Here is a 19,625-nt window from a genome sequence, read left to right on the forward strand (position 1 = left end):
ACCGGTGCAAGGTTATGTGGCGGCTGACGGTCATTATGATTCCAACAAGCTGCATGCCATCTGTGATCAGCGCGGCAATCTACAGCTGGTGTCGCCACGCCCTTTCGGGAGAGGCAAAGGGTTGGGGCATCGCCAGCAGGCACCAGGTCGATTGCGATCGAAGGAGTTGCTGGAAGCACCTTTCGGAGCGTTTGGACAGGCACTCATGCGACGACGCGATGATATCGAACGCTCCTTCGGTAACCTGACCAATTGGGGAGGCGGACTAACCTGCCTCCCCGCCTGGGTACGCGGCCACCGACGCGTCCATCGTTTTGTGCAAGCCAAACTTGTCCTTACAGCACTCAAACGGCACGGACAATTAAGGACTTACGTTGCATGACGCAAAAAGCTCGCCAGTGACGGGGGAAACCTTGCGTATGCTGGTAATGTCTACAATCGCTCAGAGAAAATGTCGTGACACCACTCGTCATCACATAAGCGTTTTACTCTCACCTCCGCATGACCACCCCGTCACTGGCGTTCCGGGCTGTACGTTGCACGGAACTCTCACCATCGTCGCCCATACTTTGTACTAGCAGATCGTAGCTGTACTCAGCTTCGACCCTGCTGGCGATGGAGTGACGTGGTTGCAAGTCCACAGGATTGAGATGGAGTACCATCACAACCCTGCCACAACTTCGCGAGTCGATGATTCGGCACCAATCTGGCAAAGAGTAATTGCAACTCAGCAGGGTCGAGTGGAATGCCAGACGACCACAATTGCATGTTTCACGCATTTGGCCCGACTACAACAATGGCGTAGCTCTACTCCACATTTCTTCAAAGAAAGTGGTATCGCTCGAACCATCTTCGACTCTGACTGCTTCGTTCTTATGGAAAGCGTTTAGCGAATGACCGATTATCAGTGACTTACCGTCGGACAGTAATAAGAACCTTCGGTGTTCTTTGGAACCAGTTGGAAGAACGCGCAGTTCACCTTTACATTCTTTCAACCATGCATCAAGACCGAGCTTGGTTAATCTTGGAATCGGTCCATTTGCCTTGTCAGCAGAGCCAAGAAGTCGAATCCCCTTAGCAATGCCCCCACGACCAAACGAGAGGATCGTGCTAAGTGTGCATAGTGAACTATTCTCAAGGTATGGGTCAAATACTGAAGTTATCTCTGAATCGCCAATCATATTAGCCAGTACTTGGTAGTTGGAGGCTGGTGTTAAAGTCGACAATCTGCTAGTGACATTCGACGGATCATAAGCATCTAGAAATGACTTGATGTCGGATAAAGTCGTGTGCTCATTCACTGGATTGAGACCAGCTTGGACCAGATATGGTTTTAGCTTCACCCAAGCAGGTGCGTATGCATATGTTGCATCACTTGGATCAAATGCGGAAATATGTCGCCTTATACTTTGCAATACGGCTAGTCGACCTCCAATCGCGAGAAGTTCTTCCTCCTCGGCACCTGCTGTGATGGCAGAAAGTTGTACATAAGTGTAATAATCTGCTGGTGAGATAGAAGTCGAAACAAATCGCTTGTATGGTCGGAACGGCATCTGATTGAGAAATGGAATTTCATCCTTCATCGTCATCTCAATTCCCTTCTACGGTCCTCCAACATCAAATAACTACTATATGCTTGTTCCCTTCCCCCGTCCCGGTTTCACCTGCCTCACCTGACTACTTCGCCCCGGACGATACCCACGTTTCTCGCTCGGGTTCTTCACTTTGTGATAATACTCCCCGCTCGCCTGCTCATTCGCCCGGCGTCTTCTCTCATCCAACGCCACCTTGGGAGGTTGTGCTGGGATCAACCCATCACAGCCTCCGATTAAATCCGAACGTCCTGCTTCAATCAAGGCCGCTCGTACTTCAAAATAGTTCTCCGGTTTGAAGAACTGCATCAAGGCCCTCTGCATCTTCCGGCTCTTCATGTCTTTGGCGACGTTCACCGGTTGCTTGGTGAACGGGTCGATGCCGGTGTAGTACATGCAGGTGGCGATGTCGAACGGGGCGGGGATGAAGTCTTGCACTTGATCCGGTTTGTAGCCATTCTGCTTGAGGTAGAGGGCGAGGTTGATCATAGCCTTCAGGTCAGACCCTGGGTGGGCCGAGATGAAGTAAGGCACCAGGTACTGCTTCGGCTTGCCACCCTTGGCCGATGCGTTCTTGAAGCTCTCGGCGAACTTGTCGAAGTTGCCGATGTCAGGCTTCTTCTGCACTGCCAGCACATCGGGGTCGACGTGTTCGGGGGCCACTTTCAGGAGTCCGCCAACGTGGTGGCCGGCCAGTTCCTTCATGTAACTCTTGGAGAGCTGAGCCAGATCCATCCGCACGCCGCTCGCCACCAGCACCTTCTTGATGCCGGGGATGGTGCGTGATTCCTTCATCAGCTCGACCAGCGGGCCATGATCGGTGCCTAGCAGTTTGCAGATGCTGGGGTGAACACACGACAGTCGCTTGCACTTGGCTTCCACCTCGGGGCGGGTGCAGCGCATCTGGTACATGTTTGCGGTCGGCCCGCCGATGTCGCTGACGGTGCCTTTGAAGTCGGGGTCGCTGGCCATCTTGTTCAGTTCCTTCAGCACGCTCTCCTTCGAGCGCGACTGCACCACGCGACCCTGGTGGGCGGTGATGGAACAGAACGTGCAGCCACCAAAGCAGCCACGCATGATGGTGACCGAATCCTTGATCATCTCCTGGGCAGGAATCGGTTCCTTATAAATGGGATGCGGCCGACGGGTGTAAGGCAGATCATAGAGGGCATCCATCTGCGCTTCAGTAAGCGGGAAGGCAGGCGGGTTTACCACCACCGCTTCCCGGTCGTGGTACTGCACCAACGTGCGGGCATTAAACGGGCTGTTGTTCAGGTGAATCAGCCGGGTCGCTTCGGCAAAGTGATTCTTGTCGGTCTTCACTTCTTCGTAGCTAGGCAGCATGAGTACATCACGGTTCGTCACCGGGCTGGGCCGTTCCGGTGCAGGGCGCCCTGCCTTGCTGGCACCATCTTCTGGTGTCGGTTCATCCAGTGCAGGCAGGTCTTCGAGCTTTTCCCTGGCACCAAGGGCGAAGGCCATCCCACGCATGCCGCGAAGTTGCTGAATCGTCTCGCCGGCTTGAAGCCGCTTGGCCAACTCGACAATGGTCTTCTCGCCCATGCCATAGGCCACCATGTCGCACTTGGCATCGAGCATGATCGCCCGCTTGACCGTGTCGCTCCAGTAATCGTAATGGGCAAGCCTTCGCAGCGAGGCTTCCACCCCACCGGCGATCACTGGCACTCCAGGGTAGGCTTCACGGCACCGCTGGCTGTACGGCATCGTGGCCCGGTCGGGGCGAAGACCAATCCGACCGCCGGGCGAGTAGGCGTCGTCGTTCCGCACCTTCTTGTTGGCGGTGTAATGGTTGATCATCGAATCCATGTTGCCAGCCGACACGCCAAAGAACAGGCGAGGCTTGCCGAACTGTCGCCAGGGATCCACGCTACGCCAGTCAGGCTGACTCAGGATCGCCACCCGGAACCCCGCCGATTCCAGCGTTCGCCCCAGGATGGCCATCGCAAAACTGGGGTGATCGATGTAGGCATCGCCCGTCACGAAAACGATGTCCACGGCATCCCAGCCACGAGCATCCATCTCCGCCTTCGTCATCGGAAGATGCGGGGAAGTGAACTGCTCATGCCAGAGGGCCAGGGGGAGTTTCTTGAGGGGGATGCTCATCTCTGCTCCCCCGCTTCCCTGGTCTGGTTCCCCTCTCCCCTGGAGGGAGAGGGGTGAGGGGGGGGCAATGGCTTATGCATATCACTGGTTTCTCTCTTCTCCTGTCTGGCACCCCCTCTCCCCCGGAGGGAGAGGGGAAAATACCAGTGGAAGGATTCATAGATAATATCAGTGTAAGCCACGAAGCTTGCTTCGTATACGCTTCCAATTCAGCATTGCACCAGAAACCCTCAGATGAGACGATGCAGGTGGTATTTTCACGAACACCAGTCGTTGCACCCCCTCACCCATAACCCCTCTCTCTCCAGGGGAGAGGGGAACCAGACTTTCTCACGCCTGAACCCTGACCCTTCTCGCTCTAACCGCCATTTACCTCTCCTGGTGGTATGAGGTACAATAGCACTACCTGAAATGGGGAGTGTAGCTGTGCCGACTGTGTTTCCCGGAATGGACCCGTATCTGGAAGATGCGAAGTACTGGCCTACGTTCCACGCCCAGTTTATTTCTGCGCTGGGTGATGCGTTGCAGCCTAATTTGAGTGACAAGTACCGTTTGCGGCAGGGCACCCGGCATTACGAGATCGAGCAGGTTTTGTTCACTTCCATTCAAAAAGAGGAACACCAGGAACCCTTTCTGGAAATCAGGCAGAAATCGAGCTTCGACAAGCTCGTGACGCTCATTGAGTTGATTTCGCCCGTCAATCGCACGCATCCGGAAGGACGCAAGCGGTACGATGTACGCAGACAGGAAGCCCGCAGGGAAGGCGCTCACCTGGTCGAGTTGGAACTGGTGCTGCAAGGCAACACATGCCTGGAGGCTGATCTCAGCCATCTGACCGAACAGCAATACGTCTGCTGTGTGACACGGGCCGCGCGTCCCATCAAGCATGAACTGTATGGCACATCAATCAGAAACCGGTTGCCTCGCATCAGGCTGCCTCTGTTACCGGATGAACGAGATCTGGTGCTGGATGTACAGGCACTGGTGAATCGGGTCTATGATCGTTGTTTCGATGGCATGATTTCCTATCAACACGAACCTCATGTTCCCCTTTTGGATGATGATCGTCGCTGGCTGGACCAGTTATTACGGGATGAGAAGAAGAGGGTGTAGCTGGCAGCTATTGTACTTGCATGATACAGCAGTAGGCTAAACAGTAGACGAGAACGTTACGAGGGTCTACACCCATGCTGGTGGTGATGAAGCGGGAGGCTACCCAGGACGAGGTGGCTCAAGTAGTGAAAGCCATCAATGAGATGGGCTTGATGTCCCATCCGTTGCCTGGCGCCACACGTACCGCCATTGGCATTACGGGGAATACCGGCTCAGTCGATTCTCGAGCGTTGGAAGTGCTGCCCGGTGTCTTTGAATGCATCCGGGTTACCAAGCAATACAAGCTGACAGGCCGGGAGATGCACCCGCAGGATACCCTGGTGAAAGTGGGTTCCACCACGATTGGCCCGGGCACCTTTACCATCATTGCCGGGCCTTGTTCAGTTGAAAATGAGACAATGCTCATGCGGTCTGCGGAAATGCTGATGCAGCGAGGCATCAAGTTGATGCGTGCCGGTGCATTCAAGCCTCGTACCAGTCCATACAGTTTTCAGGGACTCGGTCAGAAGGGGCTGGATCTGCTCGTAAAAGCCAGGGAAAAAACAGGCATCGGCATTGTCACCGAACTGATGGACACCGAGCAGGCCGATGCAGTGGAAGCTGCGACGGATATGATCCAGATCGGTACTCGCAACATGCAGAACTTCAGCTTGTTGCGACGGGTATCGCAAGCCCGCAAACCGGTCCTACTCAAGCGTGGCATGTCTGCCATGCTGGAAGAATGGCTGATGGCAGCGGAATATGTGCTGGCGGGTGGCAACTTCCAGGTTGCCCTGTGTGAACGTGGGGTGAGAACCTTTGCAGATCACAGCAGGAACACGCTGGATCTGTCCATCGTCCCGCCGGTTAAAAAGCTGTCACATTTACCGATCCTGATTGACCCGAGCCATGGCACCGGCAAGGCCGAATATGTGCCTGCGATGGCGATGGCGGGGCTGGCTTCCGGGGCTGATGGCCTGCTGATTGAGGTACATCCTGATCCCTCCAAAGCATTGTCGGATGCTGCGCAAACCATTGATTTTGCTACCTTTGATAAGTTGCTGGTACAACTCAAACGCGTAGCAGAGCCACTAGGCCGAATCATCGTCTAGTCATGATTCTCAGCCATGCACCTAATGAATTCGGTATGAGTAAACGCCTGATTGTGGAACTTGGCCTTGTTGTCAGTCGAATAATGCAGTAGCACAACGGTTAGAGATTCATACAGCGGCTTTTTGCCACACTGTTTTTGCATCATTTGAAGGCATTCTTGCGAAAGGACGTTACATGTCATCGCGTCGATTTGTGCAAGCGTTACTAGCCTTGATACTCATTTCTGCTGGTTCCGTTTGCGCCTGGGCTGAAGGCAAGACTTACGCAGTCATCATTGGTGTGGGACACTATCAGGATAATCAGATACAGTCGCGTACGTGGCTGGATCAGGACGCTGCTTCGCTCTACAGTCAGTTGACGAGTGGTGCCAATGCGAAAATCTTCAGCAAGGACAATACCCGTCTGCTGGTGAGCGATGTGAAAAAGGCTGGTGATGTACCGGCACAGGTCGCCAACCGGGAAAACGTGCTCAATGCTTTCAAATGGGTAACCAGTTCCGCCAAGGAAGATGACCGCGTACTGATTTACTGGGCCGGTTCCGGTGCACCGTTAGACAAGGCAACCTGCTATTTTACTTCTGATTCGACCGTGGCACAACGTAACAAGAACGCTATTTCCGCCGCCGAAATCGAAGCGATGGTGGATCAGTTCAAAACAGGTAAGGTTGCCATCTTCCTGAATGTGAATTTCAAAGGATATGCTGCAGGTCCGGAAAAGGTTCAGGAAGATGGTTTGGACAACCGTTTCCTGGAATTCAGTGGTGGCAAAAAAGCGGGAGCTGCCAGGCCTGATGATGACGACGAAATGGAGAACGCGCTCAAGGGTCGAGTAGTTCTTTCCTGCACGAGCGGCCTGGTTGCAGCTCCACAGATTCAGGGTAAGGATGTTTTCTACACCATTCTGTCTGAAGCTTTTTCAGGCAAGGCTGACAAGGAAGGCGATGACACCGATGGCCAGATCACCATTGATGAAGTCACCAAGTACTTCCAGGATGAGTACCTCAAGCGAATCAACGTCACCGAGACCATTGGCCTGTTTCCGGTTGCTCTGGGTAAATCACTGCATTTCACCATTGCGCTCAATGCACCTGGTCTGGAAAAGGCTATCGAACGGAGCAGGGAGTTTGCTGAGAAGGCAAAGCAGGACAATCTGGAAGAAGCCATTGTCAAGGATGGCAAATCGTTTATTGAACATATGCCCAAGCAGGATTCAGAACGGAAACTGCGGAAGACATTCCTGGGCTTTACCGAAGGCAAAGTTTCCAGCAGCGATCTGGTGAAAGCCTACAGCGACATGCAGGCTGAACTGAAGATCAGCCAGGAATCTGCAGAAAAATTTGCAGATAGCGTTCTGCGTGTGATGCGCTATGCACGCGATGCCTATGTCAAGCCAGTCAAGCTGAACGAACTGGCCGTCAATGCCGTAAAAGGGCTCTATCGCTGGGCTGACGAGAAAATCCCCGATGAGATGAAGCATAAACTGGAGAAGTTTGATTCCACCAGTGAATCAGACATCAAAAACCTGCTGGTGGAAGCCCGTATGGCCTTGGGTAACAAAGATGCGATCAAGAACGAGAAAGGGCTGGATCGTACCCTGAAATACATGCTGACGATGCTTGATCGCCACACGGTCTGGTTCAATCAGGATGAACTGGAAGAGATCAACCGTGGCATGAAAGAGTTCATCGGCGTGGGTATACAGATTCGTAAAGAGTTCCAGCGTGATGTGGTGAAAGTTGCCACCCCGATTCTGAACAGCCCGGCATACCGTGCCCAGATCAAGGCGGGTGACCTGATCCTCAAGATCATTAATGAATTTGATCCGGAAGGTAATCCGTTGCCTCAGCCCGTTACGACCGAGACCAAAGGGCTGACGACTCAGGATGTCGTCAAGAAGATTCTGGGGCAACGAGGCACCAAGGTTACTCTGGTGATTGAACGGGAAGAAGCAGATGGCCCCAAGGTTTTCAATGTGGATCTGGTTCGCAACCGCATTGAAGGTGAAACAGTCTTCGGCGTGCATCGCCTGGCTGATGATACCTGGGACTACTACCTGGATAAGGATCGCAAGATTGTTTACGTGCGGCTCAGTCAGTTTGCAGGTAAGACAGCACGCGACTTGAAAAATGTACTGCAGACCTACCAGAAGAAAGGCATGAATGGCCTGATTCTTGATCTGCGGTTCAACCCGGGTGGCTTGCTCGATGCCGCCAAGGAAATCTGCGACATGTTCGTGGACGATGGCGTGATTGTTTCAGTCAAGCCGAGAAACACGAGCTACTCCAATGAGATCAAGACCTCGACACGCGGGTTCAAGATTCTCGATGTGCCTCTGGTGGTACTGGTCAATGGCGGCTCAGCCAGCGCCAGTGAAATTGTCTCAGCCTGCATTCAGGACCATGAACGTGGCATCGTCATGGGAGAACGCAGCTTTGGCAAGGGAAGCGTGCAGCAGATCAGGCCCATGGACCTCAATGGCCATGCCGGCGCCATCAAGATGACTATGGCAGCCTTCTATGGTCCATCAGGCAAGAACCTCAATCGTTTCCCCAATTCCAAGGATGAAGATGACTGGGGCGTCAAGCCACCAAAGGAATATACCATCAAGTTAAGCCCCACGGAACGGGCTGAGTTGGATGAATCTCTCACCAAGAATGAATTGATCCCTCGCCGGGACGCTCCCCGGATGGAAACGAAGAAGACCTTTATCGACCGTCAGTTGGATGCGGCGGTAGAACTGCTGAAGAAGCAGACTGCACACACCGGGCAGCGCTAGAGCGGAAAAAGTTAAAAAATCAAGCCCATGGCACAACGAGTCATGGGCTTTTCTCATGAAAAGAGGATGAAGCTATCAAATTCATCTCTCATTTTGCGAATATATCACGTATGCTAATGAGATACCCATTACTCTCTCATCACAAGGAACGGCCTTATGCGGTTGTTGAGATCGTTCATGCTGCTGGCAGGGTTGGCATTGCCAACCGCAGCCCTGATACCTGCCCTGGTGACAGCAACGGATGCAGTCGAAGACAAGAAAGATGATTTACCTGCCCCCCTGGGTACACGAATTACCGATATCACTTTAACCGACGCAGTGACTGGCAAGCCCTGGTCACTGGCGGAACATGGTCGCGATGCCAAGGCAGTCGTGGTGCTGTTCATGGGCACCGAATGTCCGGTCAACAATGCCTATGCACCCAAGCTGGCAACTTTGCATGATAAGTACAAAAGCAAGGGTGTGGTTTTTGTCGGCATCAACAGCAATGAGCAGGATGATGTCTCAGCAGTCAAAACGCATGCTGAAACCTATAAGCTGCCTTTCCCGGTGTTGAAGGACGAGCAATTCAAGCTCGCTGAGAAATTCACCGTTCAGCGTATCCCTGAAGCCTTTGTCCTGGATGGCCAGCGTTTTGTGCGTTACCGAGGCAAGATTGACGATCAGTACACTCCCATTGCCAAACGTGAGAAGGCAACCAGCCGCGAACTGCTCGATGCACTCGATGCGGTGCTGGAAGGTAAGGAAGTCAAGAATGCAGCCACCACCCCGGCAGGCTGTCTGCTCGGTCGCAGCAAGACTCCGCTCACTGTTGCGCCCGGCGAAGCAATCACTTACACCAAGCATATTGCTCCACTGATTCAGACACATTGCCAATCGTGCCATCGCCCTGGGGAAGTAGGCCCCTTCAAGCTGATGAAGTACAAGGATGCTGCAGCCTGGGCCGATAACATCAAGGAAGTGGTAACCGATGGCCGCATGCCTCCCTGGCATGCTGATCCTAACGTGGGTCATTTCTCCAATAGTCGCCGACTTTCCGATCAGGAAAAGAAGACACTCATCACCTGGATTGATCAGGGTTGTATTCAAGGTGATCCGAAGGATGAACCTGCCCCTAAATCATACACCGAAGGCTGGATGATGGGTAAGCCCGATGTGGTGCTTGCCATGCCGGAACCTGTCAAGATTCCCGCATCTGCTGGACCCTTGGGTATGCCCTATCAATACATCCAGGTAGGCGATGTCTTTAAGGAAGACACCTGGGTACAGGCAGCAGAAGCACGGCCAGGCAACCGTGAACTGGTGCACCACATCATTGCCTATATCATGCCACCCGCTGATTATCACGACCCTGAAGAGATTTCACCAGAAAAACTGGCTGAGATGCGTAAGCAGTTTGCTCAGCAGGGTGGTCAGCAACAGCAGCGAGGCAACAGCAAACGCGGTGGTCCTCCCGGCGGTTGGACGAATCTGGCTCGAGCATTTCTGCCCAACAACAATGCTCGCATGCAGCAGCGACGCCCCACGCTGGATGGCATCGGGCAAGGCATGCTGGTCGCCTATGCTCCCGGCGATCAGCCCACGGTTCTGCAGCCTGGCCAGGCCAAGCTGATTCCCAAGGGCAGCACGATTGTGTTGCAGATGCACTACACGCCTAATGGCAAAGCTGGAACCGATCGTTCCTCCATTGGCCTGATCTTTGCCAAGGAACCACCGAAACATGTGGTGCGTACTCGTGCGGTAGCCAATCCCCGTTTTGAAATCCCACCCGGTGCAGCCAACTATGAAGTGAAGGCTACAAGAGCTTTTGAGAAGGATGCAGTCATTATTTCCTTCCTGCCTCACATGCACTATCGAGGCAAATCGTTCAAATACGAACTGGTTTACCCCGATGGCAAGCGCGAAACAGTGCTCGATGTCCCCAAGTATGATTTCAACTGGCAGACTACGTATGAACTCAGCAAACCTTTGCGGGTTCCTGCCGGTGTGAAACTGGAATGCACTGCGTTCTATGATAACTCGAAAGACAATCCATTTAACCCCAATCCCCGAAGCACTGTCTACTGGGGCGAGCAAACCTGGGAAGAAATGATGATTGGGTTCCTGGATTACTATTTCGTGCAGTGATTAATTGTAGTCCTCACGCTCCGTCGTGAGGACGCGGTGACAAAATGCCGTCACGATAGTCATGAACCATGCAAAGCCCATTAGTTGCTTTGCAAAAAAAAGGACGCTCAAGATTGCACATCCCGTCATCTCACGGAGTGAGATGACTACAATCCAAAAAGAAACGCCAGCGACTGCTGGCGTTTTTTTATGTCAAGCCTTTTTCAGCCAGCCAGCGTTCGGCATCGAGTGCAGCCATGCAGCCGGTGCCGGCAGCGGTGACAGCCTGACGGTAGTAATTATCTGCCACATCGCCAGAAGCAAAGACTCCTTCGATGCTGGTCCACGCCCGTTGCGGCTTCGTCCAGACAATGTAGCCACTCTCGTTCAGTTGCAGCTGCCCGCCGAGAAAATCTGTGTTAGGCGTATGGCCGATGGCGACAAACATGCCCTTGGCGGAAATGGTTTCATCTTTTCCACCAGTGGTACTGGCCAGCTTGACTCCCGTGACACCATCGTCTTCGTTGCCCAGCACTTCTTCGACGGCCGAGTTCCATTTGACTTCAATCTTGGGGTTGGCAAACAACCGATCCTGCATGATTTTGCTGGCTCGTAACTTGTCGCGACGGTGCACGAGGTAGACTTTGCTGCCAAACTTGGCCAGGTGATGTGCTTCTTCACAGGCGGTGTCGCCGCCACCCACCACAACAATCGGTTGATGACGGAAGCGGGGCAAAGCACCATCGCAGGTGGCGCAGGCGGAAACGCCCAGGTTCATAAACCTCTGTTCGCTGGGCAAGCCCAGATAATTGGCCCGGGCACCGGTCGCAACTATCACCGTGAGTGCTTCAACTGTTTTTCCTTCCAGGGTATGCAGTTTGAAGGGATGCTGGTTGAAATCCACTTTGATAATGTCATCGGTAACGATACGGGTTTCGAAGTTAACCGCCTGCTGTCGCATGAATTCCATGAGTTCCGGGCCAACCGCGGAACGCTTGCCATGCGATGCCTTTCCACTGAATAGATGTTCGACGTTGGCAAATCGATCGGGTGGCAGGGCACTTTTGGCATAGGCAAGGAGCGTTGCAGGGTCGGCATGAGGCCAGCTGGGGAAGTTTTCCACTTCGGTAGTCAGGTTCAGTTGACCTAGCGGCAAGGTTGACTGCAGCCTGTTCTTTTCGGTGATAGCCCCTTCGAAAACGAGTGGTTGCAGACTAGCACGGGCAGCATAGATGGCAGCAGTCCAGGCGGCAGGGCCAGAACCAATGATCACTACTTTCTCAGGCATGGTCAGTTCTCTCGAGAGGTAACTAGCATCTTCCTGATTCAGGTCGATTCAGGCAATGGGTGAACCTGGAAGGAAACAGGCCTGTCAGTTCAAGAAACTCGCATGAATCACCCGTTTTCTGCTTTGACATTGTCTGTCTATGCCGTAACATCACAGTGACGTAAACCGTAACCATGATGCCTGTTCCGCTAAGCTTCCAGTATTGTTACGGAAGTTTTTCCAGGCATCCCCATTAAGACACGAGTACGCAGGCATGACGACTCCTGATGCGCCCAACCACGAACCCGAGGCAGCGCACACACCTCTCTCTGCTGAATCGAATTCCCCTCCTGTTACAGAGCCTGCGCCAACAGCCGAAACGGTGTCGGCTGTGAGTGAGCCTGTTCCGGCGGTTGAAACGGCAACAGATGATTCTACTGCATCTACAGTTGTCAAAGTTCCAGAAGTTGTGGTGCATTACGATCTTGGGCGCATTGCTCAGGATCTGCAGATTCGCAAGGTGCAGGTGGAAGCCGTCGTCCACATGCTTGACGAAGGAAACACCATTCCCTTCATCACGCGATACCGCAAGGAACGGACCGGCGGTCTGAATGAAGATGTTCTGCGTATGATCCAGAAGCGCATTCAACAGCAGAGGTCGCTGGCAGAACGTAAGCAGACCATTCTCCGCAATATCACCACGCAAGGTAAACTGACCGACGAACTGCGCGACGCCATTCTGCACTGCGAACATCCCAAGCGGCTTGAAGATTTATATCTGCCCTTCAAGCCCAAGAAAAAATCGCTGGCTGCTGCTGCTCGGGAAAAAGGACTGGGCGAACTGGCTGCATCCATCTGGAATCGCGATCCCGTGGTAAATAACCTCGCGGAACTCTTGCCTACACTGGTGAATCCCGAAAAAGGCGTGAACACTGCGGATGATATCCTCATAGGTGTTGGACATATCCTGGCAGAGCAGATTGCAGAACTGCCTGAAGTGCGCGATCTGGGCCGACGTTTCCTGTGGGACACCGCGCGACTCGTTTCCACCAAGAACGATAACGTTGCAGAAGGCCAGGGGCAGGAATACAAGGATTACTTTGAGTTTAGTGATAGCGTTCGCCATCTGCCCCCGCACCGCGTGCTGGCACTCAACCGGGGTGAACGGGAGAATGTGCTCAAAGTCAAGTTTGATGCTGATCTGCCCAGGCTGCTTGGGTATGTACTGGAACGATTACCTTTGCATGAGCACCCTCATGCCGGTTTGATTCAAGGTTTTGCTGAGGATGCTGTCAATCGCCTGCTGGCTCCCAGCATTGAACGGGAAATCCGCCGCGATCTGACGGAGCGTGCCGAGGATCATGCCATCGTGGTCTTTGCCCGCAATCTACGTCGTTTATTGTTGCAGCCACCGGTGCATGGCAAACGGGTGCTGGCCATCGACCCTGCTTACCGAACCGGTTGTAAGCTGGCAGTTCTTGATGAGCAAGGCAATCTGCTGGACACTTCCACCATGTATCCTTTTGGTGGATCAAGCCAGCCTAAATGGGAAAAGAAGAAAAAGAACAAGGAAGCCAAGGCAGAAAAAGAGGCCAAGCCTGAGGCAGTTGCTGCACCGGCAGCAGCTTCCACGACAGAGTCGCCGGCCTCCGAAACACCAGTAGCAGTAAGCGATTCACCTTCATCGACTGAAACACCTGATGCTGCTCAGGGTTCTGAGGCTGCTCCCGTTGCTGATGCTGCAGTTGCAGAAGTAACACCTGCTGCACCGGCAGAGACGCCAGCCGCTGAACCAACACCAGAACAGACCGCCAGTCGCAAGGCAGAAGCCAAGGCCAAACTCGTTGAACTGGTCAAGCAGCATCAGTGCCAGGTGATTGCGATAGGCAACGGTACCGCCAGCCGGGAGACTGAGGAACTGGTGGCAGCTGCCATATCGGAATCATTGCCCGGCATGTCCTACATCATTGTCAACGAAGCCGGTGCCAGCCATTATTCAACCAGCCCTATTGCTCGCGAAGAATTTCCCAACCATGATGCCACCGCACGAGGTACAGTTTCCATCGGGCGGCGTTTGCAGGATCCGTTGAGTGAACTCGTCAAAATTGATCCGCAAAACCTGGGAGTTGGTCTGTATCAACATGACATTGCAGAAAAGCGGCTGAAGGAATCGCTGGAAGGCGTAGTCGAATCATGCGTCAATTTTGTGGGTGTGAACCTTAACACGGCCAGCGCTCCGTTGTTGCGCTATGTCGCCGGGCTGAATCAACTGCGAGCACATGCCATCGTTGAATATCGAAAGGAAAAAGGGCCATTCAAATCACGTGAAGATCTGCGGCAGGTACCTGGCATCGGGGAAGTCACTTATACTCAAGCGACTGGTTTTCTCCGCATTCCTGAATCTGCGAACCCGCTCGATAATTCCGCCGTACATCCTGAAAGTTATGAAGCAGTTACCAAACTGCTGGGTAAGCTGGAACTGACTCCAGCGGTACTCAGTGATGGCGCTGCCCTGTTGGATTTGAAATCGAAACTGCAAGCACTGCCTGCAGAACCTACGGCGGCCGAACTGGGTATAGGTTTGCCGACGTATCATGACTTGATCGAAGCGATCGTGAAGCCAGGCCGCGATCCGCGTGAAGAACTGCCCGCTCCCATTTTCAAGCAGGGCATTCTCCAACTGGAGGATTTGAAACCGGGAACCGAACTGAAAGGCACGGTTCAGAATGTCGTCGATTTTGGAGCATTCGTAGATGTAGGCCTCAAAGATTCTGGCCTGGTGCACATCAGCCAGCTTGCCAACAAGTTTATCAAGAGTCCGTACGATATTGTCTCAGTGGGTGATGTTGTCACCGTCTGGGTGATGTCAGTCGATATGGATCGAAAGCGTGTTTCTCTGACCATGATCGCTCCGGGTACGGAAAGAAAGCACCCGGAACCACGACGCGGTGCTGGACCAGTTCCGGCACAGGAAGGCCAGGGGTTCCGACGTGATCACCGTGGCCCACCAGGACCTCGAAGACATCCCGGTCCCAGGCAGGAATCAGGTGAAGGTGGACAACGCACCGAAGGTGGCGAACGCCGATTCGATCAACGTAACCAGAATAGGCCTCCAGGACGCTTTAGTGGCGGCCCCGGTGGTGCTTCAGGCAGATTTGGTGGCAACCGGCGAATGCCTCCGCGACCTGCTGGCCATCAACAGGGCGGGGATGCTCCATCGACACAGCCACCTCATCACAAGCCTGCACCTAAGCGTAAAGACAAGCCCAAACCCAAACTGACCGAAGCTGCATTGACCGGCAAGGCGCCGCTTCGCACCTTTGGTGAACTCAAGGCACTCTTTGAGACCAAAAAGCCTCAGGATGAGCCAGCACCACAGCCCGCTGCCCAGCCTGCTGTAGAAACCAGCCAGGTAGACGCTTCCACTGTCACACAGGATGCCGAAAACAAGTCTGAATAAGCAACATCATTGCAAGATTCGTGTATCTTGTAATCAGCAAGAAGTATCGACTATTTCATTTACTTTGCCTGTTTTGACAGGATATAATAAATTTCGTTCTAGTTGCCGCCTATGCGAGAAATGCAAGATATACTGGAGTGACTCATTCGCTTAACCGCAGGACATGGAAATGCCCAGTTCCCCGAATATCGTCATTGATCCTCCCAAGACAGACAAGTGGGAGTCAGAAGATGAGTTTGAAGCCCGCCTGCAGCGCATTCAGTCGAAAGTGCCAACCGGCGAGGAAAAGTCCGAATCGGGTGAGCCTTCGTCAGAAGAAGTTTCCACGCTGAAATCAGAGATCAGAAAACTCAAGCAACTGGTCGACGAGGCTCGTCGTCGCGTGACGCAACTGGAAGAAGAGGCACTCAAGAAGCAGAAGCGCGACCAGGAATTGGAGCAGATGCTGGAGGAGAAATCCGACCAGGTGCGAGAACTGGAAAAGCAGGTGGAAGAGTTCAAATCGAAGCAGTCATCCGGCGTAACCGAAGAAGAACTGGTAGCACTGCATGCTGAACTGGAAAACGAACGCAAAATGCTGGAAGAAGATCGCACGGCCATGGAAGAGCAGTTCCGTCAACTGGAACTGGGTATGGCCCGTGAACGAGCTGAAATCGCCCGCGAACGCAATGAGATGACACGCTCCAAGAATGAGATGAAGCACAAGCTGGAACTGCTCGAGAAAGCAGCTCAGATCGAAGCATCGCCCTTGCGTCGCTTGCGCGATGAACTGATTGATCAAACGACGGGTCAGAATGCAGTGATGAAGCCTGGTTCGCCGAATCTGCCCGTGATGCCCAATCTCCCTGCACTGAATCGCAAGGCGCCCGAAGGTGAAAATCAATCGAAGCGAAGTGGTCTGATCAGCCGGTTTATGGGCAAGAAGGACTGATAGCTCATACTTTGCACAATTCCCTCTCCCTCCTGAGCAACATTACACAAGTCTGCATCCAGGTAAGGGTAGAAGTAACCTGGTCAAGAGAAACAGTTTGCGATTATTGCAGGACTTTCTCATTACAAAGGAGACCTGCGATGGATCTCACAGTGTGGGCCTTTGTGTTCTCGTTAGTGATGGGAATAGACCATCCCAATTCTTCGGCGACTTGGCTCGGTTACAGCAACCGGGTGATCTTGCTGGTCGAACTCTGGGCCCATGCCCATGACAAGTCCATTCTGTGGGTAACGGATCGCTAGAATTAGCGCTAGCCTGACTTGACACCAGTAGCATTAGTATTTGGCAGCGTGATTACTTGCTTCAAGTTAATCTTGGAAACGGGGGAGGGTATGAGATTCCCTCACTCCTGAAATCCAACTCATCTTCGCGCTGCAGTCAACATCTGGTATGACAATTGTATGCTATTGCCGCTGCAAAATGAAAAGGTCATCCAGATGAAATTCACTCTGAATGTATTGCCTGAAGCTGCCGAGTTATTACCTCGCGTGCTGCAATTGAAGCTGGCCCGGCGGGCAGCGCGGAAAGTCCAGCGCATGGGCTCGACGTCAGCAACTATTATTTTCCCTGGGCCGGATGATCTGCGTGTCGTCGTCAATTGCCTCAAAGGTACTATTTTCATCACTCGCACGCCGGAAGCACTGCGAACCATGCCTTCCAGAACGTTGAAGAAATCTGCCTGAGCCTGATTGATGCAGGTTCGCTAGGCAAGAAATCTATTTGTTGCTAAAGTGCTCGCGCTCATCATCCGGTGCGTGATGGAATCTGTTTCCCATTCATGCATGAGGCTTGTCGGGGAGCAGCACATGTCCATTCAGGAACTGCACTCACTTCTGTTGATATTCCTGATTGCAGTACTTTCGCCAATGATCAGCGAAATATTGCCTGTGATTCGTCTGCCCATCGTGGTGCTCGAAATTACCCTGGGGTTGATCATCGGGCCACAGGTGTTGGGGTGGGCGGAACCCGGCCCCACCATTGCAATACTTTCCAATTTCGGCCTGGCGTTTCTGTTCTTCGTAGCTGGCTTCGAGATTAATTTCCAAGCCATTCGAGGCAGGCCACTGATGCTGGCAGCAGTTGGCTGGATGATGTCATTTGGTATTTGCCTGCTGGTGGGCTATTCGCTGCAATGGTCGGCGATGGTGGGCTCCGGGCTGATTGTTGGTGCAGCACTCACTACCACGGCACTGGGCACCATCATGCCAATTCTGCGTGATGCGCGAGAGTTGCCAACGCGGTTTGGGGCTTACACGGTTGCCTCTGGAGCGATGGGTGAATTTGGCCCGATCATTTTAATAGCCCTGGTGCTCTCAGGTGGCGAAGGAGAACATGGCGGCTCCATCTGGCTGATGCTGGTATTTGTTGTCATCATCCTGGTGGCTGTATATGTTGCCATCAACTATCGGCCACCTCGGCTGATCGTATTGATGCAGGAGAAGATGCACACGAGTGCTCAGTTGCCCATGCGAATTGCCATTCTGGTGCTGGGTAGCCTGGTGATGCTGGCTCGCGATATGGGGCTGGATTCCATTCTGGGTGCGCTGGCAGCCGGGATCGTGGTTTCCTTAGCCTCGCCTGGCGAATATGGCAAAGAGCTGATGCACAAGATTGAAGGCATGGCATTCGGATTCTTTGTGCCGATCTTCTTTGTGACAACGGGGCTGCGTTATGATCTGCATGCGCTGCTGAATTCGAACAAGGCGCTCATGAACAAGGCGCTCATGCAGCTGCCTTTGTTTGTAATCCTGTTTCTGTTGGTTCGCGGGCTGCCAGCCTTCATCATCCGGAAAGACCTCGATCTCACTTCACGTTTTGCTCTCGCGCTATTTTCTGCAACCCAGTTACCCCTGGTGGTGGCAATTGCTGAGATCGGCGTGAAGTCGGGCAATCTACCGAACGATACCGCAGCCAGCCTGGTGGGTGCAGGGATGATGTCGGTGTTGCTCTTCCCGATGATTGCGTTGGCGCTTCGCCGCCGACAGTTGCAAAGACAGAAAACTACATAGAAACGCAACCAGAATGATATTCCTTCTCCATCTCGAAGCAAATGGACCGGGACAATCCTTTCTATAGCGGCTTTGACCTTGACAAAATCACCAATCACGTTATCACCCCTCGTCGAAGTGGGATGATGTTGTCTTCGTCTACGGAGTCTGCATCGTGCATGCCATCGGGGGATGGCGCCTGGAAGCTGGTTACGCCAGCTCCGCTTCCTGAGGGGGGAGTCACTGTGAAAGTTGCCTGTTCCACACTCTGTTTTGGCCGTCTGCCACTGGATCGCGCTCTCAAAACCATGGAAGAACTCGAGTTCAGCAAAGTCGATGCGACCATATCGCCCACCGGTCCGCACCTGACTCCTGCCGAGGTCGCCGCTGACCCGGCCCGCTGCGCCCGTCTGCTTCGCTATACTTCCTCTGTCGCGCCGGCTGCTCTTAATCTTGAATTTGAACCTAATCTCGACCACGCCACTTTTGTTCAGCAATTCGAAGCTATCTGTAAAATGGCTCGCAACCTGGGCGTTGCAACCCTGACGCTTCCTGCTGCACCCAGCAACAGCGACATGGAGGCCGAAGTAAATCGGTTAAAAGAACTGGTAAGGCTTGCTGAACCTTATGGCTTGGTAGTCACCGTAGAAACACGCATCGGCACCATGACCGAATTGCCGGCCAATGCTGTCAAACTGTGTGAAAAGGTACCTGGTCTGGGACTTACGCTTGATCCCAGCCACTACATCTGCGGCCCCAACCAGAACAAGAGCTACGATGCAGTCTATCCGTTTGTGAAGCACGTGCATCTTCGCGACACCGGCTTAAGCCCCGACAAGATGCAAGTGCGCGTCGGCCAGGGTGAAATCGAATACAGCCGGATTATTACCCAACTCGAAAAGCACAAGTACAACCGTGTGCTGACCGTGGAAATTGTCGACAAGCCAGAGAACCCTTTCCCCATGGAAACCGAAGTTAGAAAACTAAAGTTCCTGCTGGAAAGCCTGGCCGCTTAGTAAACGCGGCTTCCTCTTGCGAAGAAACTCACATTTTCAAAGACGCGGCAAGATGCCGCGTCTACCGTGAACCGGCCTTGCCTGTTACGCGTCATCACTGT

At 53.2% G+C, this 19,625-nt stretch carries 14 protein-coding genes; 11 read left to right on the plus strand and 3 right to left on the minus strand.

The genetic code is table 11. The annotated features are described in order from the left end of the window. Positions 1-382: hypothetical protein (locus JNJ77_03675; GenBank protein MBL8821663.1), on the plus strand; the 382-nt coding region annotated here is incomplete at its 5' end. A gap of 406 nt (positions 383-788) precedes the next feature. On the opposite strand, the gene JNJ77_03680 is transcribed toward JNJ77_03675, so the two are convergent. Both JNJ77_03680 and JNJ77_03685 read right to left on the minus strand, forming a co-directional pair. Then, positions 789-1,583, minus strand: coding sequence for a hypothetical protein (locus tag JNJ77_03680; GenBank protein MBL8821664.1), 795 nt, complete (start codon positions 1,581-1,583; stop codon positions 789-791). Between the two features lie 45 nt (positions 1,584-1,628). Then, entirely contained in the window at positions 1,629-3,716 is a 2,088-nt protein-coding gene (locus tag JNJ77_03685) for a YgiQ family radical SAM protein (protein ID MBL8821665.1), read from the minus strand. Positions 3,717-4,142: 426 nt separating this feature from the next. Between JNJ77_03685 and JNJ77_03690 the strand changes: the two genes are divergently transcribed. From JNJ77_03690 to JNJ77_03705, 4 genes are all read left to right on the plus strand, one after another. Further along, positions 4,143-4,829 carry a DUF4058 family protein gene (locus JNJ77_03690; protein ID MBL8821666.1) on the plus strand — a complete coding sequence of 229 codons (687 nt, stop codon included), beginning with the start codon at positions 4,143-4,145 and terminating at the stop codon, positions 4,827-4,829. Positions 4,830-4,903: 74 nt separating this feature from the next. Continuing rightward, a complete protein-coding gene (gene aroF / locus JNJ77_03695) occupies positions 4,904-5,920 on the plus strand; it encodes a 3-deoxy-7-phosphoheptulonate synthase (protein MBL8821667.1) in 1,017 nt (338 codons plus the stop codon). A 175-nt stretch (positions 5,921-6,095) separates the two neighbouring features. Continuing rightward, positions 6,096-8,696, plus strand: a complete 2,601-nt coding sequence (locus JNJ77_03700; protein MBL8821668.1) for a S41 family peptidase — start codon at positions 6,096-6,098, stop codon at positions 8,694-8,696. A 156-nt stretch (positions 8,697-8,852) separates the two neighbouring features. Then, the gene (locus JNJ77_03705; protein ID MBL8821669.1) at positions 8,853-10,823 is read left to right on the plus strand and encodes a redoxin domain-containing protein; all 1,971 of its coding nucleotides are present in this window, start codon (positions 8,853-8,855) and stop codon (positions 10,821-10,823) included. A gap of 187 nt (positions 10,824-11,010) precedes the next feature. On the opposite strand, the gene JNJ77_03710 is transcribed toward JNJ77_03705, so the two are convergent. Next, positions 11,011-12,090 carry an FAD-dependent oxidoreductase gene (locus tag JNJ77_03710; GenBank protein ID MBL8821670.1) on the minus strand — a complete coding sequence of 360 codons (1,080 nt, stop codon included), beginning with the start codon at positions 12,088-12,090 and terminating at the stop codon, positions 11,011-11,013. 253 nt (positions 12,091-12,343) lie between these two features. Between JNJ77_03710 and JNJ77_03715 the strand changes: the two genes are divergently transcribed. From JNJ77_03715 to JNJ77_03740, 6 genes are all read left to right on the plus strand, one after another. After that, on the plus strand, positions 12,344-15,529 hold the full coding sequence (locus JNJ77_03715) for an RNA-binding transcriptional accessory protein (protein MBL8821671.1): 3,186 nt from the start codon (positions 12,344-12,346) through the stop codon (positions 15,527-15,529). Positions 15,530-15,698: 169 nt separating this feature from the next. After that, positions 15,699-16,460 carry a hypothetical protein gene (locus tag JNJ77_03720; protein ID MBL8821672.1) on the plus strand — a complete coding sequence of 254 codons (762 nt, stop codon included), beginning with the start codon at positions 15,699-15,701 and terminating at the stop codon, positions 16,458-16,460. Between the two features lie 140 nt (positions 16,461-16,600). Then, positions 16,601-16,762 (plus strand): hypothetical protein, encoded by a 162-nt coding sequence (locus tag JNJ77_03725; protein MBL8821673.1) that lies wholly within the window; start codon positions 16,601-16,603, stop codon positions 16,760-16,762. Between the two features lie 159 nt (positions 16,763-16,921). After that, entirely contained in the window at positions 16,922-17,203 is a 282-nt protein-coding gene (locus tag JNJ77_03730) for a hypothetical protein (GenBank protein MBL8821674.1), read from the plus strand. Between the two features lie 123 nt (positions 17,204-17,326). Beyond that, a complete protein-coding gene (locus tag JNJ77_03735; GenBank protein ID MBL8821675.1) occupies positions 17,327-18,529 on the plus strand; it encodes a cation:proton antiporter in 1,203 nt (400 codons plus the stop codon). A 224-nt stretch (positions 18,530-18,753) separates the two neighbouring features. Then, a complete protein-coding gene (locus JNJ77_03740) occupies positions 18,754-19,524 on the plus strand; it encodes a sugar phosphate isomerase/epimerase (GenBank protein MBL8821676.1) in 771 nt (256 codons plus the stop codon). Positions 19,525-19,625 lie beyond the last annotated feature (101 nt).

This window comes from Planctomycetia bacterium (assembly GCA_016795155.1).
Lineage (GTDB): Bacteria > Planctomycetota > Planctomycetia > Gemmatales > HRBIN36 > JAEUIE01.

Bases quoted from the DNA above. Each gene is read 5' to 3' on its own strand.
- JNJ77_03680 (MBL8821664.1), bottom strand. From the start codon at position 1,583: ATGAAGGATGAAATTCCATTTCTCAATCAGATGCCGTTCCGACCATAC.
- JNJ77_03685 (MBL8821665.1), bottom strand. From the start codon at position 3,716: ATGAGCATCCCCCTCAAGAAACTCCCCCTGGCCCTCTGGCATGAGCAG.
- aroF (MBL8821667.1), top strand. From the start codon at position 4,904: ATGCTGGTGGTGATGAAGCGGGAGGCTACCCAGGACGAGGTGGCTCAA.
- JNJ77_03700 (MBL8821668.1), top strand. From the start codon at position 6,096: ATGTCATCGCGTCGATTTGTGCAAGCGTTACTAGCCTTGATACTCATT.
- JNJ77_03705 (MBL8821669.1), top strand. From the start codon at position 8,853: ATGCGGTTGTTGAGATCGTTCATGCTGCTGGCAGGGTTGGCATTGCCA.
- JNJ77_03710 (MBL8821670.1), bottom strand. From the start codon at position 12,090: ATGCCTGAGAAAGTAGTGATCATTGGTTCTGGCCCTGCCGCCTGGACT.
- JNJ77_03715 (MBL8821671.1), top strand. From the start codon at position 12,344: ATGACGACTCCTGATGCGCCCAACCACGAACCCGAGGCAGCGCACACA.
- JNJ77_03720 (MBL8821672.1), top strand. From the start codon at position 15,699: ATGCCCAGTTCCCCGAATATCGTCATTGATCCTCCCAAGACAGACAAG.
- JNJ77_03725 (MBL8821673.1), top strand. From the start codon at position 16,601: ATGGATCTCACAGTGTGGGCCTTTGTGTTCTCGTTAGTGATGGGAATA.
- JNJ77_03730 (MBL8821674.1), top strand. From the start codon at position 16,922: ATGCTATTGCCGCTGCAAAATGAAAAGGTCATCCAGATGAAATTCACT.
- JNJ77_03735 (MBL8821675.1), top strand. From the start codon at position 17,327: ATGTCCATTCAGGAACTGCACTCACTTCTGTTGATATTCCTGATTGCA.